Annotated in this window: 15 protein-coding genes; 7 read left to right on the top strand and 8 right to left on the bottom strand. The window is 56.0% G+C overall.

All coding sequences use genetic code 11. The annotated features are described in order from the left end of the window. Positions 1–25: 25 nt before the first annotated feature. From D9K61_RS13000 to D9K61_RS12965, 8 genes are all read right to left on the bottom strand, one after another. Positions 26–1000, bottom strand: a complete 975-nt coding sequence (locus D9K61_RS13000) for a sialic acid TRAP transporter substrate-binding protein SiaP (RefSeq protein ID WP_120633653.1) — start codon at positions 998–1000, stop codon at positions 26–28. A gap of 69 nt (positions 1001–1069) precedes the next feature. Beyond that, positions 1070–2359, bottom strand: coding sequence for an L-fuconate dehydratase (locus tag D9K61_RS12995; protein WP_120633652.1), 1290 nt, complete (start codon positions 2357–2359; stop codon positions 1070–1072). Further along, on the bottom strand, positions 2356–3201 hold the full coding sequence (locus D9K61_RS12990) for a fumarylacetoacetate hydrolase family protein (protein WP_120633651.1): 846 nt from the start codon (positions 3199–3201) through the stop codon (positions 2356–2358). Before D9K61_RS12990 ends, D9K61_RS12995 begins: the two co-directional genes overlap by 4 nt. An 18-nt stretch (positions 3202–3219) precedes the next feature. Continuing rightward, positions 3220–3975 carry an SDR family oxidoreductase gene (locus D9K61_RS12985; protein ID WP_120633650.1) on the bottom strand — a complete coding sequence of 252 codons (756 nt, stop codon included), beginning with the start codon at positions 3973–3975 and terminating at the stop codon, positions 3220–3222. 8 nt (positions 3976–3983) lie between these two features. Beyond that, positions 3984–5486 (bottom strand): aldehyde dehydrogenase (NADP(+)), encoded by a 1503-nt coding sequence (locus D9K61_RS12980; RefSeq protein WP_120633649.1) that lies wholly within the window; start codon positions 5484–5486, stop codon positions 3984–3986. A 13-nt stretch (positions 5487–5499) separates the two neighbouring features. Beyond that, on the bottom strand, positions 5500–6612 hold the full coding sequence (locus D9K61_RS12975) for a fumarylacetoacetate hydrolase family protein (RefSeq protein ID WP_120633648.1): 1113 nt from the start codon (positions 6610–6612) through the stop codon (positions 5500–5502). A gap of 1 nt (position 6613) precedes the next feature. Continuing rightward, positions 6614–7444, bottom strand: a complete 831-nt coding sequence (locus tag D9K61_RS12970) for an amidohydrolase (RefSeq protein ID WP_120633647.1) — start codon at positions 7442–7444, stop codon at positions 6614–6616. Between the two features lie 4 nt (positions 7445–7448). Then, a complete protein-coding gene (locus D9K61_RS12965; protein ID WP_120633646.1) occupies positions 7449–8474 on the bottom strand; it encodes an aldo/keto reductase in 1026 nt (341 codons plus the stop codon). A gap of 228 nt (positions 8475–8702) precedes the next feature. Between D9K61_RS12965 and D9K61_RS12960 the strand changes: the two genes are divergently transcribed. The 7 genes from D9K61_RS12960 (at position 8703) to D9K61_RS12930 (ending at position 15482) form a co-directional block, all read left to right on the top strand. Beyond that, the gene (locus D9K61_RS12960; RefSeq protein ID WP_120633645.1) at positions 8703–10022 is read left to right on the top strand and encodes an ABC transporter substrate-binding protein; all 1320 of its coding nucleotides are present in this window, start codon (positions 8703–8705) and stop codon (positions 10020–10022) included. A gap of 69 nt (positions 10023–10091) precedes the next feature. Beyond that, the gene (locus D9K61_RS12955; protein WP_120633644.1) at positions 10092–10985 is read left to right on the top strand and encodes a carbohydrate ABC transporter permease; all 894 of its coding nucleotides are present in this window, start codon (positions 10092–10094) and stop codon (positions 10983–10985) included. 40 nt (positions 10986–11025) lie between these two features. Further along, on the top strand, positions 11026–11853 hold the full coding sequence (locus tag D9K61_RS12950) for a carbohydrate ABC transporter permease (RefSeq protein ID WP_174235099.1): 828 nt from the start codon (positions 11026–11028) through the stop codon (positions 11851–11853). Positions 11854–11857: 4 nt separating this feature from the next. Then, the gene (locus D9K61_RS12945; RefSeq protein ID WP_120633642.1) at positions 11858–12955 is read left to right on the top strand and encodes an ABC transporter ATP-binding protein; all 1098 of its coding nucleotides are present in this window, start codon (positions 11858–11860) and stop codon (positions 12953–12955) included. A 1-nt stretch (position 12956) separates the two neighbouring features. Next, the gene (locus D9K61_RS12940) at positions 12957–14069 is read left to right on the top strand and encodes a mandelate racemase/muconate lactonizing enzyme family protein (RefSeq protein ID WP_120633641.1); all 1113 of its coding nucleotides are present in this window, start codon (positions 12957–12959) and stop codon (positions 14067–14069) included. Positions 14070–14123: 54 nt separating this feature from the next. Further along, positions 14124–15083, top strand: coding sequence for a substrate-binding domain-containing protein (locus D9K61_RS12935; protein ID WP_120633640.1), 960 nt, complete (start codon positions 14124–14126; stop codon positions 15081–15083). A 78-nt stretch (positions 15084–15161) separates the two neighbouring features. Next, positions 15162–15482, top strand: a complete 321-nt coding sequence (locus D9K61_RS12930) for an L-rhamnose mutarotase (RefSeq protein WP_254055767.1) — start codon at positions 15162–15164, stop codon at positions 15480–15482. Positions 15483–15623: the final 141 nt, after the last annotated feature.

The raw sequence follows: 15623 nt of genomic DNA, 5'->3' as shown, positions 1-15623 counted from the left end.
AAAAACCCGGGTCCGAATCTGCGGGTTACTCTTGGATGGCTTGCAGACGCTCGAACGTTGCAGCATCCCATGGAACAGTTTCACCAGTCAGCAATGGCGCAACAGCTGCCATAAAGGGTGCGCGGTCGACGTCGTTGACGGTCACGCCTTGTTCACGAAACCAGTTGGCCAGCTCAGCCTCGGATTGCACTATTTCATCCGACGTGGCAGATGCTGCCTCGGCCAGCACATCCAGTAGCGCCTGACCATCGTCTCCCATTTTGTCCAACGTTACCGGCGACACTACAACCGCCAACGAGTTGGTGATGTGCCCGGTCAGGTTGATGTTTGACTGAACTTCGTAAAATTTCTTGAACTGAATAGTCGGCAGCGGGTTTTCCTGTGCGTCTACAACGCCTTGTTGAAGCGCCAGATACACTTCGGCAAAGGCCATCGGAGTCGGGTTCGCACCGGTGGCTTGCGGGAACATCTGATAAGCTGGTGCGTTAGGTGTCCGGATTTTTAGCCCTTCCATATCGGTCGGCGACAGGATCGGCTTGTTCGAAGTCACGTGGCGCGCGCCATAGTAGGTCATCGCCGCAATGGTATTGCCCGAGATGTTTTTGTATTCTACGGCCATCTCGTCGAATAGGTTCGAGTTCACATAGGCCTTCCAGTGATCATATGACCGCATGGTGAACGGATAGTCCGAAATGCTGATCGGACCATAGGACTGACCCAGGAACGCAACGCCGGTGTAGATGGCATCAATGGTACCCAAGGACAGCGCCTCGTTCAGCGCGGCCTCTTTGCCAAGTTGCGACGCCGGGAAGACCTCCATCGTGTAGCGACCCTCGGTCTTTTCTTCCAGCAGTTCTGCAGCCTTGAGCGCAGCGGCGTGATACGGGGTCGAGGCTTCGTAAACATGGCCAAAACGCAGAGTTTCTTGCGCCAGACCAGCCGTCGCGCTAAGCACAAAAATACAGGTGGTGCCGAACGTGAATGTATTGAAATTATGCATCGGTTCTCTTCTCCAAGTTGGGTGACTAGCCGCCTGACAGTTGATATTTTTGTGATCAGACGACTAGGGTTATTTCGCTGCCATTTTGGATTGGAAGCGAAAATCTTTGATGCTTTCGGGTTTCATTTCTACGGAAAACCCAGGCTTTTCCGGGACCATGTAGGCACCGTTTTCGACGATGCAGGGATCGATAAAATGCTCATGCAGGTGGTCCACAAACTCGATCCGCTTGCTGTCTTTTTCACCGGAGATAGCGATGTAATCGATCATCGACATATGCTGAACGTATTCGCACAGACCCACACCACCGGCATGAGGCCAGACAGGCAAATCGTATTTCGCCGCCAACAGCATTACGGCCAGCACTTCGTTCAAACCACCCAGGCGGCAGCTGTCGATCTGAACGATATCGATCGCGCCCTCTTTGATGAACTGTTTGAAGATGATGCGGTTCTGGCACATCTCACCCGTGGCAACCTTGATCGGAGCGACGCCTGCGCGGATGGTTTTGTGGCCGAACACGTCATCAGGACTTGTGGGTTCTTCGATGAAATAGGGACGTGCGAAGGATAGCGCCTTGACCCAATCAATGGCCTGATCGATCTCCCACACCTGATTGGCGTCGATCATGATGTTCATGTCCTCACCCAGAACTTCGCGGGCGATTGTCAGGCGGCGGATGTCGTCTTTCAGATCGCGACCCACTTTGAACTTGGTGTGGGTAAAGCCTGCGTCCTTGGCTTCCTGACACAACCGGCGCAGCTTGTCATCGGAATAACCCAACCACCCTACGGAAGTCGTGTAGCAGGGATACCCCTCGGTCTTCAGCTTGTTTATCCGCTGCTGTTTGCCCGGCTCAGCGGCACGCAGCATGTCCAGCGCCTCGTCCGGGGTAATCGCGTCCATGAGATAGCGAAAATCAATCAGGCGCACGATCTCTTCGGGGCTCATGTCGCCCACCAGCCGCCAGACAGGTTTATCCGCCGATTTCGCCCACAGATCCCACACGGCGTTAACCATCGCGCCGGTGGCCAGGTGAATGGCACCTTTGTCAGGCCCGATCCAGCGCAACTGGCTGTCACCCGTGATATGATGCCAGAACCGACCCATATCTTCGGTGATCCAGTTCAGTTCTAACCCGATGACCAATACGCCAAGCGCCTCTATCGAGGCCACGCAGATTTCGTTCCCGCGTCCGATGGTAAAGGTCAGGCCATGGCCCTCATGCGGGCCGTCGGTTTCCAGCACCACATAGGCGGCAGAATAATCCGGGTCAGGGTTCATCGCATCCGACCCGTCCAGACCACGCGAGGTCGGAAAGCGTAGGTCGTGAGTTCGAATGCCTGTGATACGAGTCATTTGCTGGCCTCAACGTCCTGCCGTTGTACACCCAACCCTTCGATCCCAAGCTCGATCTTGTCGCCGGGCTCCAGGTAGGTGGGCGGGGTCTGCCCCATGCCCACACCCGGAGGCGTACCGGTCGAGATCACGTCGCCGGGTTGCAGCGACATGAATTGCGACAGATGCGAGACGATCTTCGGAACGTTGAAGTGCATCGTTGTGGTCGAACCATCCTGATACCGGTGACCGTTGACCTCAAGATACATGCTCAGATCCTGGGGGTTGCCGATCTCGTCACGGGTGACCAGCCAGGGGCCGATCGGGCCGAATGTGTCCGCTGATTTGCCTTTCACCCACTGGCCCGAACGATGCAGCTGAAAGTCGCGTTCACTTAGGTCGTTGACCACGCAATAGCCTGCGATGTGATCCGGGGCATCCCCCTCCGAGACATATTTGGTCTCTTTGCCGATCACGATCCCAAGCTCAACTTCCCAATCGGTCTTGACCGAACCGCGCGGAATCTCGACGGTGTCATTGGGGCCCATAATGGCCGATGTCGCCTTGAAAAAGACCACCGGTTCGGCGGGCAATTCCATACCGCTTTCGGCGGCATGGTCGGCATAGTTCAGGCCGATGCAGATGAACTTGCCCACCTGTCCGACGCAGGGCCCGAGGCGTGGGTCGCCCTGGACTTGCGGCAGGCTGAACGGATCAATCGCCCGCAGCTTTGCAAGGCTTTCATCGCTCAGCGTGCTGCCTGAAATGTCGTCGACGATCCCGGACAGGTCCCGGAGGGTCCCGTCAGAGTCGAGAATCCCCGGTTTTTCCGCCCCGGCGGACCCATAGCGTAACAATTTCATGATGTCGTCCCTTCCAATTCAGATCGTCCAGCCGCCATCAATGGCAAATGGCTGTCCGGATGTGTACTTGCTGGCGTCACTGCCCAGATAAAGCGCAAACTCGGCGATCTCGTCGGCTGTTCCGATGCGACCCATCGGTTGACGGGCGATGAAATCGCTCATCGCCTGTTCATAGTCGCCGGTGGCGCGCAGGCGGTCATGCAGGCTGGGGCTGTCGACTGTGCCGGGGCAGATCGCGTTGCAGCGGATGCCCTGGGTGATGAAATCGGCGGCAACCGACTTGGTCAACCCGATGACAGCTGCCTTTGACGCGCAATAGGCGAAGCGGTTCGGTACGCCTTTCATCGATGAGGCGACCGAGGACATGTTGATAATCGATCCGCCACCACTTTCCAGCATCGCGGGCAATATCAGCCTGATCAGCCGGTACATGGCCTTGACGTTCAGATCAAAGCTGAAATCCCAGTCCCTTTCCGCGCATTCAAGGATCGATCCTGCGGCGACATATCCGGCGCAGTTGAACAGGATATCCAGTGGCGGCAGATCACCCACTGCGGTGCTGACCGCGTCCGCATCCGTGACATCCAGTTTCACCGGCGTAATGCGTTCGATCGCCGCCAGTTCAGCCAGTGCGGTCTCGTTGATGTCGCTGGCATAGACCTGCGCGCCTTCAGCGGCATACAGCTCGGCGGTGGCGCGCCCGATGCCCTGACCGGCAGCGGTGATCAGGGCGGTTTTTCCGGACAAACGGTTTGATGGGGTAATCTGTGTCATGTCTCTCTTCACATTTCTTCCGGCAACAGGCCGGTTGGGATATCCTGATAGCAAACTGGCCGCAGAAAGCGGCGGATCGAGAGGGTGCCAACCGATGTGGCCCCGAAATTGGTTGAGGCCGGATAGGGCCCGCCATGTACCATGCTGTCGCAGACCTCGACACCGGTTGGGAAGCTGTTGGCCAGCAACCGGCCCGCTTTGCGTTCAAGCAGTGGCAGCAGGGCCCGTGCGTCTGCGGTGTCACCGTCATCCAGATGCAGTGTGCAGGTCAGTTGCCCTTCGATGGCCCGCGCGATCTGCTGCATTTGCGCAACGTCGCGGACGCGCACGATGATGCCAAGCGGGCCAAAGACCTCTTCCTGAAGCATGTGATCCGCGAGCCAGTCATCGCCAGAAACCGTGAACAGATAAGGCGCCGCGTCCCGCGTTGCGCAACTGGTGCCCATGATCTGCGTCACGCCAGTGCCCTTCGCGACACGGGAAACGCCATCGCGATAGGCCTGGGCGATGCCGTCTGTCAGCATGGTCTGATCGGCAACTGCGGACAATCCGTCCTCGGCGGCAGACTGGAAAGCGTCCGCGTCCGGACCGTCAATGATGACGGCAATACCGGGATTGGTGCAGAACTGGCCCGCGCCCATGGTCAGCGATCCGGACCAGCCGGTGCCGATCCCGGCCCCGCGTGCTGCCGCTGCCTGCGGCAGAACAAACATCGGATTGACCGAACCAAGCTCACCAAAGAACGGGATAGGCTCATCGCGTTGCGCGCACAGATCGAACAGGGCGCGACCGCCCGCAAGGCTGCCGGTGAAACCAACCGCCCGGATCAGCGGATGCTGCACCAGACGCGTGCCCACATCGCGCTTGCCCCCCTGAACCAGCGAGAACACGCCGGGATGCACACCCGTTGCCCGGATCGCCGCATGGATGGCCTGTGCCACGATCTCGCCAGTGCCGGGATGCGCCGTATGGCCTTTGACCACAACCGGACAACCCGCTGCGAGCGCGGCGGCCGTATCGCCACCAGCCACCGAGAACGCGAGCGGAAAATTCGAGGCGCCAAAAACGGCCACCGGTCCCAGAGGACGCTGGATCATACGCAAATCGGGTCGGGGCAGGGGTGCGCGATCGGGCAAGGCCGGATCATGGCGCAAATCAAGATAATCCCCTTGTTCGATATGATCCGCAAACAGGCGCAACTGACCCACCGTGCGTCCGCGCTCGCCCTGCAGGCGCGCCTCGGGCAGTCCGGTTTCCAGGGTTCCGATCACTGTGATTGCGTCGCCCCGCGCGTCGATCTCATCCGCGATGGCGCGCAACAGCGTGGCGCGTTCAGCCCGTGATGACCATCCGAATGTGGCAAACGCCTCTTCTGCCGAGGCTACGGCGGAACCCACCAACGCAGGCGTCCCAACGGAAAAATCGCGGCTGAGTCCATGAGCAGGTTCCGAGGCAAAGGCGGCGTCCGAGCCAACCCATTCGCCGGCGATCAGGTGTTTTCCGGTCAACATATTCGGGTCTTTCCTACAACAGGCCCCGTTGGGCCAGGTTTCGCATCAGATGGCTGGCACTGAATGTCCATTCCGGACATTCAGTGGACAGACGAACGGTGTTGGTCAATGTTCCAAGTTGATCACTGGCTATGGTGACTATATCGCCCGGTTTGTGGGTGAATCCCCGACCCGGTGTGTCGCGGTCCTGCGTAGGGGCAAAAAGCGTACCCAGAAACAGCATGAACCCATCAGGGTACTGGTGATGCCGCCCGATTGTCTGGTTCACCAACTCTTCCGGATCACGACTGATCATGGACATAGATGAATGGCCGTTCAGCACAAACCCATCCCTACCGGTTACTGTCAGTAACAACTCGGCCCTGCGGATGTCGTCCAGTGTGAAACTGTCATCGAACACACGGATCATCGGCCCGACTGCACACGAGGCGTTATTGTCCTTGGCTTTGCTCAGCAGCAGGGCCGAGCGCCCTTCAACATCGCGCAAGTTCACGTCATTGCCCATTGCAGCTCCCTTGATTTTACCTTGCGAAGTTATGGCCAGCACCACTTCGGGTTCAGGGTTGTTCCATGTTGAGATCGGATGCAGACCAACACTGGCCCCAAAGCCTACCGAAGATAATACCTGTGCCTTGGAAAAGATTTCGGCGTCCGGGCCAATCCCGACTTCAAGATACTGACTCCACAGCCCTTCCTCGATCAAAGCCTGCTTAACCTCGGCTGCCGCCTCAGAGCCGGGAACGATATTCGTCAACCTGTTGCCGATTCGGGTTCCGATGCGGGCGCGAATGGCTTCGGCCTTGACCGGATCACCTGCGGCTTGCTCTTCGATCACACGCTCAACCATTGAGCCCGCAAAAGTCACGCCAGCGGCTTTCACCGGTTGCAGATCGCAGGGCGCAAGCCATTGGTGATCGGCGTCCAACGGACCCAGATCATCGCCCGGCACCATGCGCACGTATTCTGAGGTATCGTCGCGCTCCAGAACATCGCGTGTGGTTGGTCCTGCTTTCGACGTGATGTCGACAAGCTGCCCATCGCGCAGCGTAACAACGCAGGGGCCAATTCCCGGACGCTCAACGCGCCCAAGCCACAACCCTGCGGAATCCAGATTTGGAGGAGTCATATCAATCCCTGAGATAATAGGCCCCTGCCGCATTCCCCCCGAGGACCGCGTCGCGTTCGGGTTGTGTCAATGCGCTCAGCAGCGTATTGGTTGTGTCCAGCCAACGTTCATACGTGCTGGCAAGTGTACAGACGGGCCAGTCACTGCCCCAGATCAGACGAGATGGACCAAATGTATCCAGAAGATGTTGTACATAGGAGCGCAGATCGTCAGCCTGCCAATCTGGATTGGCCTCAGTCACCAGCCCTGACAATTTGCAATAGGCGGTGGATTCCCGGGCCAGCGCAGCGATGTCCTCGGCCCAGCCTTGCATCACGCCATCGCGGATCAACGGTTTTGAACCGTGGTCGATCACCACGCGCATCTGCGGATGCCGCACCAGCAGCTGGCGCAGGGACCCAAGATGGTGGGGCAGAGTCAGTGCGTCGAAAGTCAGGTCGTTGGCCTGAACGGCCTCAAATGCCGGGGTCAGCGTCGGGCCGAGCATCCAGTCGGGATCAGCGATGTCCTGAATCATGGGACGAAGACCAACTAGCGCAGGATTTTCTGCCATCACAGCAATCTGAGACGGCGCGTCAGGTGCTTCGAAATCGACCCAGCCGACAACACCTTTGATAAAAGGCGTCTCGTTCGCTAGCGACAACATGTATTCGGTTTCGGCAACCGTCGGGGCCGCCTGCACCAGAATCGTGCCGTCGATTCCGGCTCGTTGCAGCAGGGGTGACAGATCATCCGGCAGATAATCACGGTAGAGCGGTGCAAGCTCGGGTGTCAGCCAGCCATAATCGCCGCGTGCGATGGACCAGAAATGCTGATGCGCATCAATACGCATGAACTCAGTCCTTTCTGTAGGGGTTGCCTTTGGGAATAGGTGCGTCCGCGTGGATCAGCCCGGCTTGGATCAAATCCTGCCAAAACTGCGGCTGAATATCGGTGGACACCCAGATCATGGTCTGCCTCAGTTCATCCATATCACGCAGACCCGGAATCACGGACACAACCGCACGATGCGCCAGAGGAAACTGGAGGGCGGCGGCAGGCAGTGGCACGTCATGTGCCTTTGCACAGTCAAGCAGCCGTTTTACTTTGTCGGCCACTTCCTTGGGGATAGCAACGTAGTTCCAGGTATCACCACCGACCAGAGCGCCGGAATTGTATGGGCCGCCTATGATGATCGACGTGTTGCGTTCTTCACATTCCGGCAGCAGGTCATCCAGTGCGAATTGCTCTAACAGAGTGTATCGCCCAGCCAGCAGAAAAACATCCCACTCGCCGAAGGTCAGGGCCTCACGGCACATGGCGATTTCGTTGACGCCCAGACCAATGGCCTTAACCGCCCCGCTGCTACGCAACTGTTCCAGCGCGCGATACCCATCCTCTCGCAACGCGGCCACATGCGCGGCGTTGGCCGCGGCCCCATGAGTCATTTCGCCAATGTCGTGAACAAAAAGCATATCAATGCGATCAAGTCCAAGACGCTGCAGGCTGTCTTCATATGAGCGCATGATGGCGTCATAGCTATAGTCAAATACGGGCGTGAATGGCAGCGGGTCCGGCCAGCCTAAGGCGGAAGGATTTTCCGGGTGGCCGGGTTTCAACAGACGCCCCACTTTGGTGGACAGGACATAGTCGCGCCCGCGCAGGCAGTCTCCGACGAGACGTTCCGAGCGTCCAAACCCGTAAAACGGTGCCGTGTCATAGTAATGATATCCACTCGCCTTTGTTGCGTCTATCATTTCGATTGCAGCAGCATTTTCGTTTGCCCTGAGCAAGCCGCCTAGCGGCGCACCACCAAATCCGAGAACCGGCAGGCGCAGTTTTCCGTTCAGAAATTCCTTTTCCGGCAGGTCGAGGCGATCCATCTTATGCAGTCCCTGTTAATGATCCGCGTTCGCGACGGCTGCAGTATGTTCCCATAAAGCAGATTTCTACCGCTGGGCTGAGCACAAGCTAACCAATCTCGCCGAACAATGGCCTGTAGAGGGGTCGAAATCAAGTGTTGATTTGTATATAAAAGTTTGTTTTATATGGGATTGAAAAACTAAAATCAAAGACAAACCCGTCGCCATATCCATAGGGAGAAGAGTAAAGTGAAAACTACTATTATTGGTTGTCTGGCATCATACACTGCACTTGTGGCCCTGGCAGGATCAGCCGCTTCGCAGGACTATGGCAGCTTTCCCGGTGTCACCATTGACGTCAAACTGATCGGCGGTCAGCAGTACGAGGGCCTTTATGGTCGCCTTGCCGATTGGGAAGCGGCCACCGGTGCCAAGGTCAATGTTCTTTCGAAGAAAAGCCACTTTGAGATTGACCGTGAAATCAAATCCGACATGGCCGCAGGGACGACCTCGTGGTGCGTTGGTTCAAACCACATTTCCTTTGCGCCGCAATATGAAGGTCTCTATGCGGATCTGAACACGCTCGTTCCGTCAGAAGTTGTGGCCGAGTTTGTGCCGGGCAATATCGAAGCCTCGACGGTGAATGGCGAATTGCTGATGCTGCCGCGCGCGCAGTTTGACGTCTCGGTTCTGTATTATCTGAAGTCGAACTATGAAGACGCCGAAAAGGCCGCCGCGTTCAAGGCTGAGTATGGCTATGATCTGGCTGTCCCGGAAACCTGGGAGCAGGTCAAGGATCAGGCGATTTTCTTTGCTGACCCGCCAAATTTCTATGGCACGCAATACGCAGGCAAAGATGAGGGAGTTGTTGGCCGTTTCTACGAGATGCTGGTGGCCGAAGGCGGTCAGTATCTGACGGATGATTTTCACCCGGCATTCAACTCGGAAGAGGGTGTTCGCGCGTTGCAGTGGTTTGTGGATCTCTACAGCGCAAAGGCTGTTCCGGCCGGGACGACCTCTTATGTCTGGGACGATCTGGGGCAGGGCTTTGCCTCGGGCACAATCGCTCTGAACCTGGATTGGCCAGGCTGGGCCGGGTTCTTCAACGACCCGGATGCGTCAAAGGCATCGGGCAATGTTGGTGTTGCTGTGCAGCCGATGGGTTCAGTTAGACGGACCGGGTGGGCAGGCTTACATGGTTTCTCAGTCACCAACGACTGTGAAGACAAGGAGGCGGCAACTTCACTTGTCATGTTCCTGACCAGCGAGGAGAGTCAGCTGGCTGAATCCTCAGGCGGTTCGCTGCCGTCCCGCACGGCGGTCTGGAGTGCCAATTTGGAAGCTGCGCAAAGCGGAGATGATCCGTACCGCGCGGAAGCATTGGCTGCGTTTGCCGAAGGTGCAAAACACGCATTCGCGGTTCCGGCCATTCCGGAATGGGTCGAGACGACTAACATTGTCTTTCCGGAACTGCAGGCAGCTATCGTCGGCGATAAAACCGCTCAGGAAGCGCTTGATGATGCAGCCGCTGCGGTTGACGAGTTGATGCAGGACTCGGGTTACTACTGAGTTTTGCTAGAGGTTCTGGGCGGATAACCCTGCCCGGAGCTCGATATTACCTTTGAATCGAGGACTTTGATGCGCCGCCGCCTTCCCGAGTGGTTTCTGTTGTTGCTGCCTGCGATAATCGTAATCGCCGCTGTAATTCTGATTCCTCTACTGTTCTCTCTTTATTCGAGCTTCACGCCTTACAAGCTCACACGCCCATCCTCTCTGTGGAACTGGATTGGCGTTCGGAACTATGAACGCATACTCACCGATGCCAAGTTCTGGGCTGCGTTCGGGCGGACCGTGCTGTTCCTGACAATCGCGCTGAACCTAGAGTTGCTGCTGGGACTCGGTATTGCCCTGATGGTCAACAAAGTCACTTGGGGGCAGCGCACTTTGCGCACCGTCCTGATGTTCCCGATGATGTTTTCGCCAATCCTCGTCGGCTTTCAGTTCAAATTTATTTTCAATGACAATGTGGGGTTGGTGAACAACATTCTGCAGTCGACTGGCATTTCGAATGCGGCCTTGCCATGGTTGGTTGATGGCAAGTTGGCGTTGTTTTCCATTCTCTTTGCTGAGATATGGATGAGTACATCTGTCTTCGCCATCCTGATCCTGGCAGGACTGTTTGCCATGCCGCGCGATCCGTTAGAGGCCGCCAAGGTTGATGGGTGCACGTCCTGGCAGAGCTTCCGCCACATTACGCTGCCCTTCCTGATGCCGTTTGTTTTCATCGCGATGACAATCCGTTCGCTGGACGTTGCCCGCGCCTACGACATCGTGCAGATCATGACGGGAGGCGGACCCGCGCGCCGGACAGAACTGCTTTGGACACTGATGAGCCGCACCGGATATGTCGATGCCAGAATGGGGCTTGCCAATGCGATGGGCTATGTCTCAATCCTGTTGTCCATTGCCTTCACCATCTACTTCTTCCGCAAACTCAGCGCCGCGCGTGCCGGGTTGGGTATGGAGGGCTGACATCTTGGACCGCAATAGAACGCACCGCTATCGCCGCCGGATGTTACGTGCCGCACACCTGACGGCCTTGTTCCTGACCATGGCTGTCATCTGTATTCCGGGAATGTGGATAATCCTGAATTCATTTCGACCAACGGTCGAAATTATGGCCAAGCCACCGGTCTGGAATCCAACGTTCACACTGGATCACTACCGGGCCATGTTTGGCGGCGTGGGGGAGGGCGGGGTTCCAGTTTTCTCATATCTTTGGAACTCGGTTGTCATATCGGGAACGTCGACACTAATCGCAATCCTGTTCGGGATGTCGGGTGGCTATGCATTTGCGCGATACCAGTTTCAAGGCAAATCGGGATATTTCGTTGGGCTCATGCTGTTTCGGGCAGTTCCGGGTGTTGCCCTGTCACTGCCGCTATTCATCGTATTTGCGCGGGTCGGGATCATCGATACCCATTTCGGTCTAATCCTTGTCTATGTCGCAATGAATGTTCCCTTCACAATCTGGCTGACAGATGGGTTCTTCCGGCAAATCCCGAAGGAACTGCATGAAGCGGCAGAGATCGATGGATGCACCCGCTGGCAGGCGTTCTGGAGAGTGGAATTCCCGGTCGCACGTTCAGGTGTTGCATCGGCTGCAATCTTTGCATTCCTAACATCGTGGAACGAATTTGCGCTGGCATCGCAACTGACGCGATCGGTCAACTCAAAAACAATGCCAGTCGGGCTTCTGGACTTTACCGCAGAATTCACAATCAACTGGGGCGGGATGTGTGCTTTGGCGGTTCTCATGATCCTACCAGCTCTGATCCTGACCTTCATCGTTCAGAAACACCTGATCGCAGGCCTGACATTCGGCGGCGTCAAAGGATAAGAAAATGACAGAAGTGACGCTCACAAATGTGATCAAACGATATGGTGCACAACAAGCGGTGCACGGCATCAACCTGGAAATCTTGGATGGCGAATTTGTTGTGCTGGTCGGACCGTCCGGTTGCGGCAAGTCGACAACATTGCGAATGATTGCCGGGCTTGAGGAGATTTCCGACGGCCAGATCACTATTGGCAATCGAGTCGTAAATGATCTGCCTCCGCGGGAGCGCAATATTTCAATGGTCTTTCAGAACTACGCTCTCTATCCGCATATGAGTGTCGCCGAGAATCTTGGCTTTTCACTCAAAATCGCAAAACGCCCGCTGGCTGAAATTGGCGCTGCGGTAGCCGAAGCCGCAGCAATTCTGGGGTTGGAAGACCTGATGGACCGCAAACCGGGTGCATTGTCAGGGGGCCAACGTCAACGGGTTGCTATGGGGCGCGCGATTGTACGGCACCCGGATGTGTTCCTGTTTGACGAGCCGTTGTCGAACCTTGATGCGAAACTACGCACGCAGATGCGGGTCGAGATCAAGAAACTGCATCAGAAGGTTGGCAACACGATTATCTACGTGACCCACGATCAGGTCGAGGCGATGACGCTGGCCGACCGGATCGTATTGATGCGCGATGGTCATATCGTTCAGGTTGGCACGCCGCTTGAGCTTTTCAACCAACCGGAGGACACATTTGTCGCGACCTTTATCGGATCTCCGCCAATGAACCTGCTGGATGGTGTGGTGACGGATGCTGGTACTGTCAGGCTGGCCGATGATCAGGAACTGACTGTCCCGGTTTCCGCGCGGTCCGATGTCCGGCGCGGCCAGCAGGTGAAACTGGGATTCCGGGCCGACAACCTCAGCCCGGTGGGCCACGGTGTGGCGGAAGAGGGTGAAACCGCTGAACTGAACCTGATCGTTGAGTTGTCAGAGCCACTGGGCACTGAAACCCTGCTGTTTGCAACTCTGGCTGGCACCGAAGTTCAGGGGAAAATGCTCAATCCTCGACCCGTGAAGCCGGGTGAAACCATGACATTCCGTCTGGCGTTGGGAAAAGCCCACGTCTTTGACGCCCAGTCCACCAAAGTCGTTCGGAGCATTTGATATGGCTAAAATCACGCGCGTTGAAGTCAAAATGATTGATCTGGTGCCCAAGGTAAAACGGGTCGATGCAATCCAATCCTTTGTCAGCCAGGAAACGCCGATCGTTGTTGTTCATGACAGCGATGGGGCCAAAGGCGTCGGTTACAGCTATACCATTGGCACGGGCGGACCTTCGGTTATTGCACTGTTGGAGCAAACTTTGGCCCCTGCACTGATTGGTAGAGATCCCGACCGGCACGAGCTGATCTGGCGCGACCTTCTTTATCAAACCCATGCAACGGCGGTTGGGGCAATCACGTCGCTGGCACTGGCTGCGATTGACACAGCGCTATGGGACTTGAACTGCCGTCGTCGCGGATTGTCCTTGTGGAAAGCCGCAGGTGGCGTGCGCGACTCGATGCGGCTTTATACCACCGAAGGCGGGTGGTTGCATTACTCGACCCAGGAGCTGATCGACAATGCGCTTGAAGCCAAAGAGAAGGGGTTCAAAGGCTCAAAGGTCAAGATCGGGTCAGAAACCATTTCCCAAGATGCCGCCCGTCTGGGTGCTGTGCGTGAAGCGGTCGGTGATAGCTATGAAATCATGACCGACGGCAACCAGAGTTATAACCTGTCCGAGGCAATTCGCTGTGCACGAATGATGGTGGATCTTGATATTGCCTGGTTTGAGGAACCGATCAAGGCAGACGATGTATCGGCTCATGTGGAACTTGCCCGTCATTCGTATGTGCCGATCGCGGTTGGCGAAAGCATGTATTCGATCAGCCAGTTCAAGGATTACATGCAGCAGGGCGCGGCGTCGATCATTCAGGTCGATGTGGCCCGGATCGGGGGGATCACACCCTGGTTGAAAACCGCACATATGGCCGAGGCATTCAACATCGCGGTTTGCCCTCACTTCCTGATGGAACTGCATTTGCCTCTAGTTTGTGCCGTCCCCAACGCCACGTGGCTGGAATACATCCCGCAACTTGATGGTGTCACGGCCAGCGGCATGCAGGTGGTTGATGGCCATGCTATCCCGTCGGATAAACCCGGTCTCGGTATTGACTGGGACTGGGGGAAGATCACCGAGTTGGAACTTGTTAGCCACGATGTGAGAAACGCGGCCTGAGAGGCGTCTGTGCAAGACGCGAGCAGAAAATCCAACGTACATTTAGGAGGAACTATGCCCAGATTTTCCAGATATGCAGCAAGCATTGCGCTTGGACTTACACTCATGGCGCCCGTCGCTTCGGTTGCGGAAAACAGCATCATAACCGACGATCAACTCGAGATCAGGTTTGTCGGCGTGTTCATTGAGGCCGAATTCTTCAAACCAGTCATCCGCGGAATGGAGGAAGCCGCGGAAATCTTCAATGTTGATGCTGTTTTCACCGGTTCAACCGGCGCTGATGTCGAAGAACAGAACCGGATGATCCGTCAGTTTGCCGATGAAGGTGTCGATGGTATTGCCGTTGATATCATTGACGACAACGCCTACAATGATGCAATTGCCTATGCGATGGACAAAGGCGTTCCCGTGGTGGCATTCAATGTCGACGCAACGAACGGTGAAGGCCCACATCTGGCCTTCACGCAGCAGTATTTCGTTGACGCGGGCAAATCAATCGCCAGCTATGTTATCGACGACATTCCGGAAGGTGCCACGGTTCTGGTTACGCAGCATGATCCAGGCGTGTCCGCGCTGGAAGATCGTGCCGCTGGGGTGAAGGCAATCCTCGCATCCAAGAACTTGAATGTTATTGATAAGATTCTCGTCAACAATGCACAGGAAGCCAAGTCTCTGATCATCGATGAATTGAACGCAAACCCGGATATCTCGGTGATCATTGCCACCGGCAACGCCGATACTGAAGGCGCGGGTCTTGCCTCGAAAGAAACCGGGCGTGATCTGATTGTGGCGGGATTTGATCTCTCTACCAATATTCTGGCAATGATTGAAGAAGGGATCATCAGCGCAACGACCGATCAGCAGCCTTACATGCAGGGCTTTTATCCCGTGGTTCAGCTTGTACTGAACAACCGGTATGGTCTTTTGCCGTCTAATATTGACGCTGGCAGCGGTCTGGTGACCAAAGATAACGCAACGGCGGTCAAGGCATTGGCGGCAGCAGGTTATCGCTGATACTTACCTGGGCGGTATTGGTTCCTCCTCTGCTGCCCGATATGTCTTGGCGGAGGGGGTATTCAGGAAATGCAGCGTATGGGGATGATGATCGGGATCAAACCAGAGAAAGTCGAAGACTATAAGCGCCTGCACGCAGACGCATGGCCGGATGTTCTGGACCAAATACGTATGAGCAATATCCGGAACTACACGATTTTTCTGAGAGAGCCAGAAAATATCCTGTTTGGATATTGGGAATACCATGGGGATGACTTTGAAGCCGACATGGCAGCCATGGCCCAGGATCCGAAAACGCAGGAATGGTGGACCTATACGGATCCATGTCAAACCCCTCTCGCCACCGGCAATCAAGGGGAGCAATGGACGATGCTTGAAGAAGTCTTTCATACGGATTGATCTGGCCGCAAGTAATATCTGACATTCGATCTGATGGTTTGAAATGTCTGTGAATAGAGTATTTCAAATAAATATCGCATTTTGTATACAAATAATTACATTCTGTGTAGGCCGTGACGACAGTGGGAAAATACAGTCAAG

Source organism: Ruegeria sp. EL01, assembly GCF_900313035.1.
Taxonomy (GTDB): domain Bacteria; phylum Pseudomonadota; class Alphaproteobacteria; order Rhodobacterales; family Rhodobacteraceae; genus Ruegeria.
This window is presented reverse-complemented; position numbering and strand designations above follow the sequence as displayed.

Excerpts from the sequence above, each read along its gene's own strand:
- D9K61_RS12985 (WP_120633650.1), bottom strand. The coding sequence starts at position 3,975 with ATGACACAGATTACCCCATCAAACCGTTTGTCCGGAAAAACCGCCCTG.
- D9K61_RS12930 (WP_254055767.1), top strand. The coding sequence starts at position 15,162 with ATGGGGATGATGATCGGGATCAAACCAGAGAAAGTCGAAGACTATAAG.
- D9K61_RS12980 (WP_120633649.1), bottom strand. The coding sequence starts at position 5,486 with ATGTTGACCGGAAAACACCTGATCGCCGGCGAATGGGTTGGCTCGGAC.
- D9K61_RS12940 (WP_120633641.1), top strand. The coding sequence starts at position 12,957 with ATGGCTAAAATCACGCGCGTTGAAGTCAAAATGATTGATCTGGTGCCC.
- D9K61_RS12955 (WP_120633644.1), top strand. The coding sequence starts at position 10,092 with ATGCGCCGCCGCCTTCCCGAGTGGTTTCTGTTGTTGCTGCCTGCGATA.
- D9K61_RS12970 (WP_120633647.1), bottom strand. The coding sequence starts at position 7,444 with ATGCGTATTGATGCGCATCAGCATTTCTGGTCCATCGCACGCGGCGAT.
- D9K61_RS12945 (WP_120633642.1), top strand. The coding sequence starts at position 11,858 with ATGACAGAAGTGACGCTCACAAATGTGATCAAACGATATGGTGCACAA.
- D9K61_RS12990 (WP_120633651.1), bottom strand. The coding sequence starts at position 3,201 with ATGAAATTGTTACGCTATGGGTCCGCCGGGGCGGAAAAACCGGGGATT.
- D9K61_RS13000 (WP_120633653.1), bottom strand. The coding sequence starts at position 1,000 with ATGCATAATTTCAATACATTCACGTTCGGCACCACCTGTATTTTTGTG.
- D9K61_RS12975 (WP_120633648.1), bottom strand. The coding sequence starts at position 6,612 with ATGACTCCTCCAAATCTGGATTCCGCAGGGTTGTGGCTTGGGCGCGTT.
- D9K61_RS12950 (WP_174235099.1), top strand. The coding sequence starts at position 11,026 with ATGTTACGTGCCGCACACCTGACGGCCTTGTTCCTGACCATGGCTGTC.
- D9K61_RS12935 (WP_120633640.1), top strand. The coding sequence starts at position 14,124 with ATGCCCAGATTTTCCAGATATGCAGCAAGCATTGCGCTTGGACTTACA.
- D9K61_RS12965 (WP_120633646.1), bottom strand. The coding sequence starts at position 8,474 with ATGGATCGCCTCGACCTGCCGGAAAAGGAATTTCTGAACGGAAAACTG.
- D9K61_RS12995 (WP_120633652.1), bottom strand. The coding sequence starts at position 2,359 with ATGACTCGTATCACAGGCATTCGAACTCACGACCTACGCTTTCCGACC.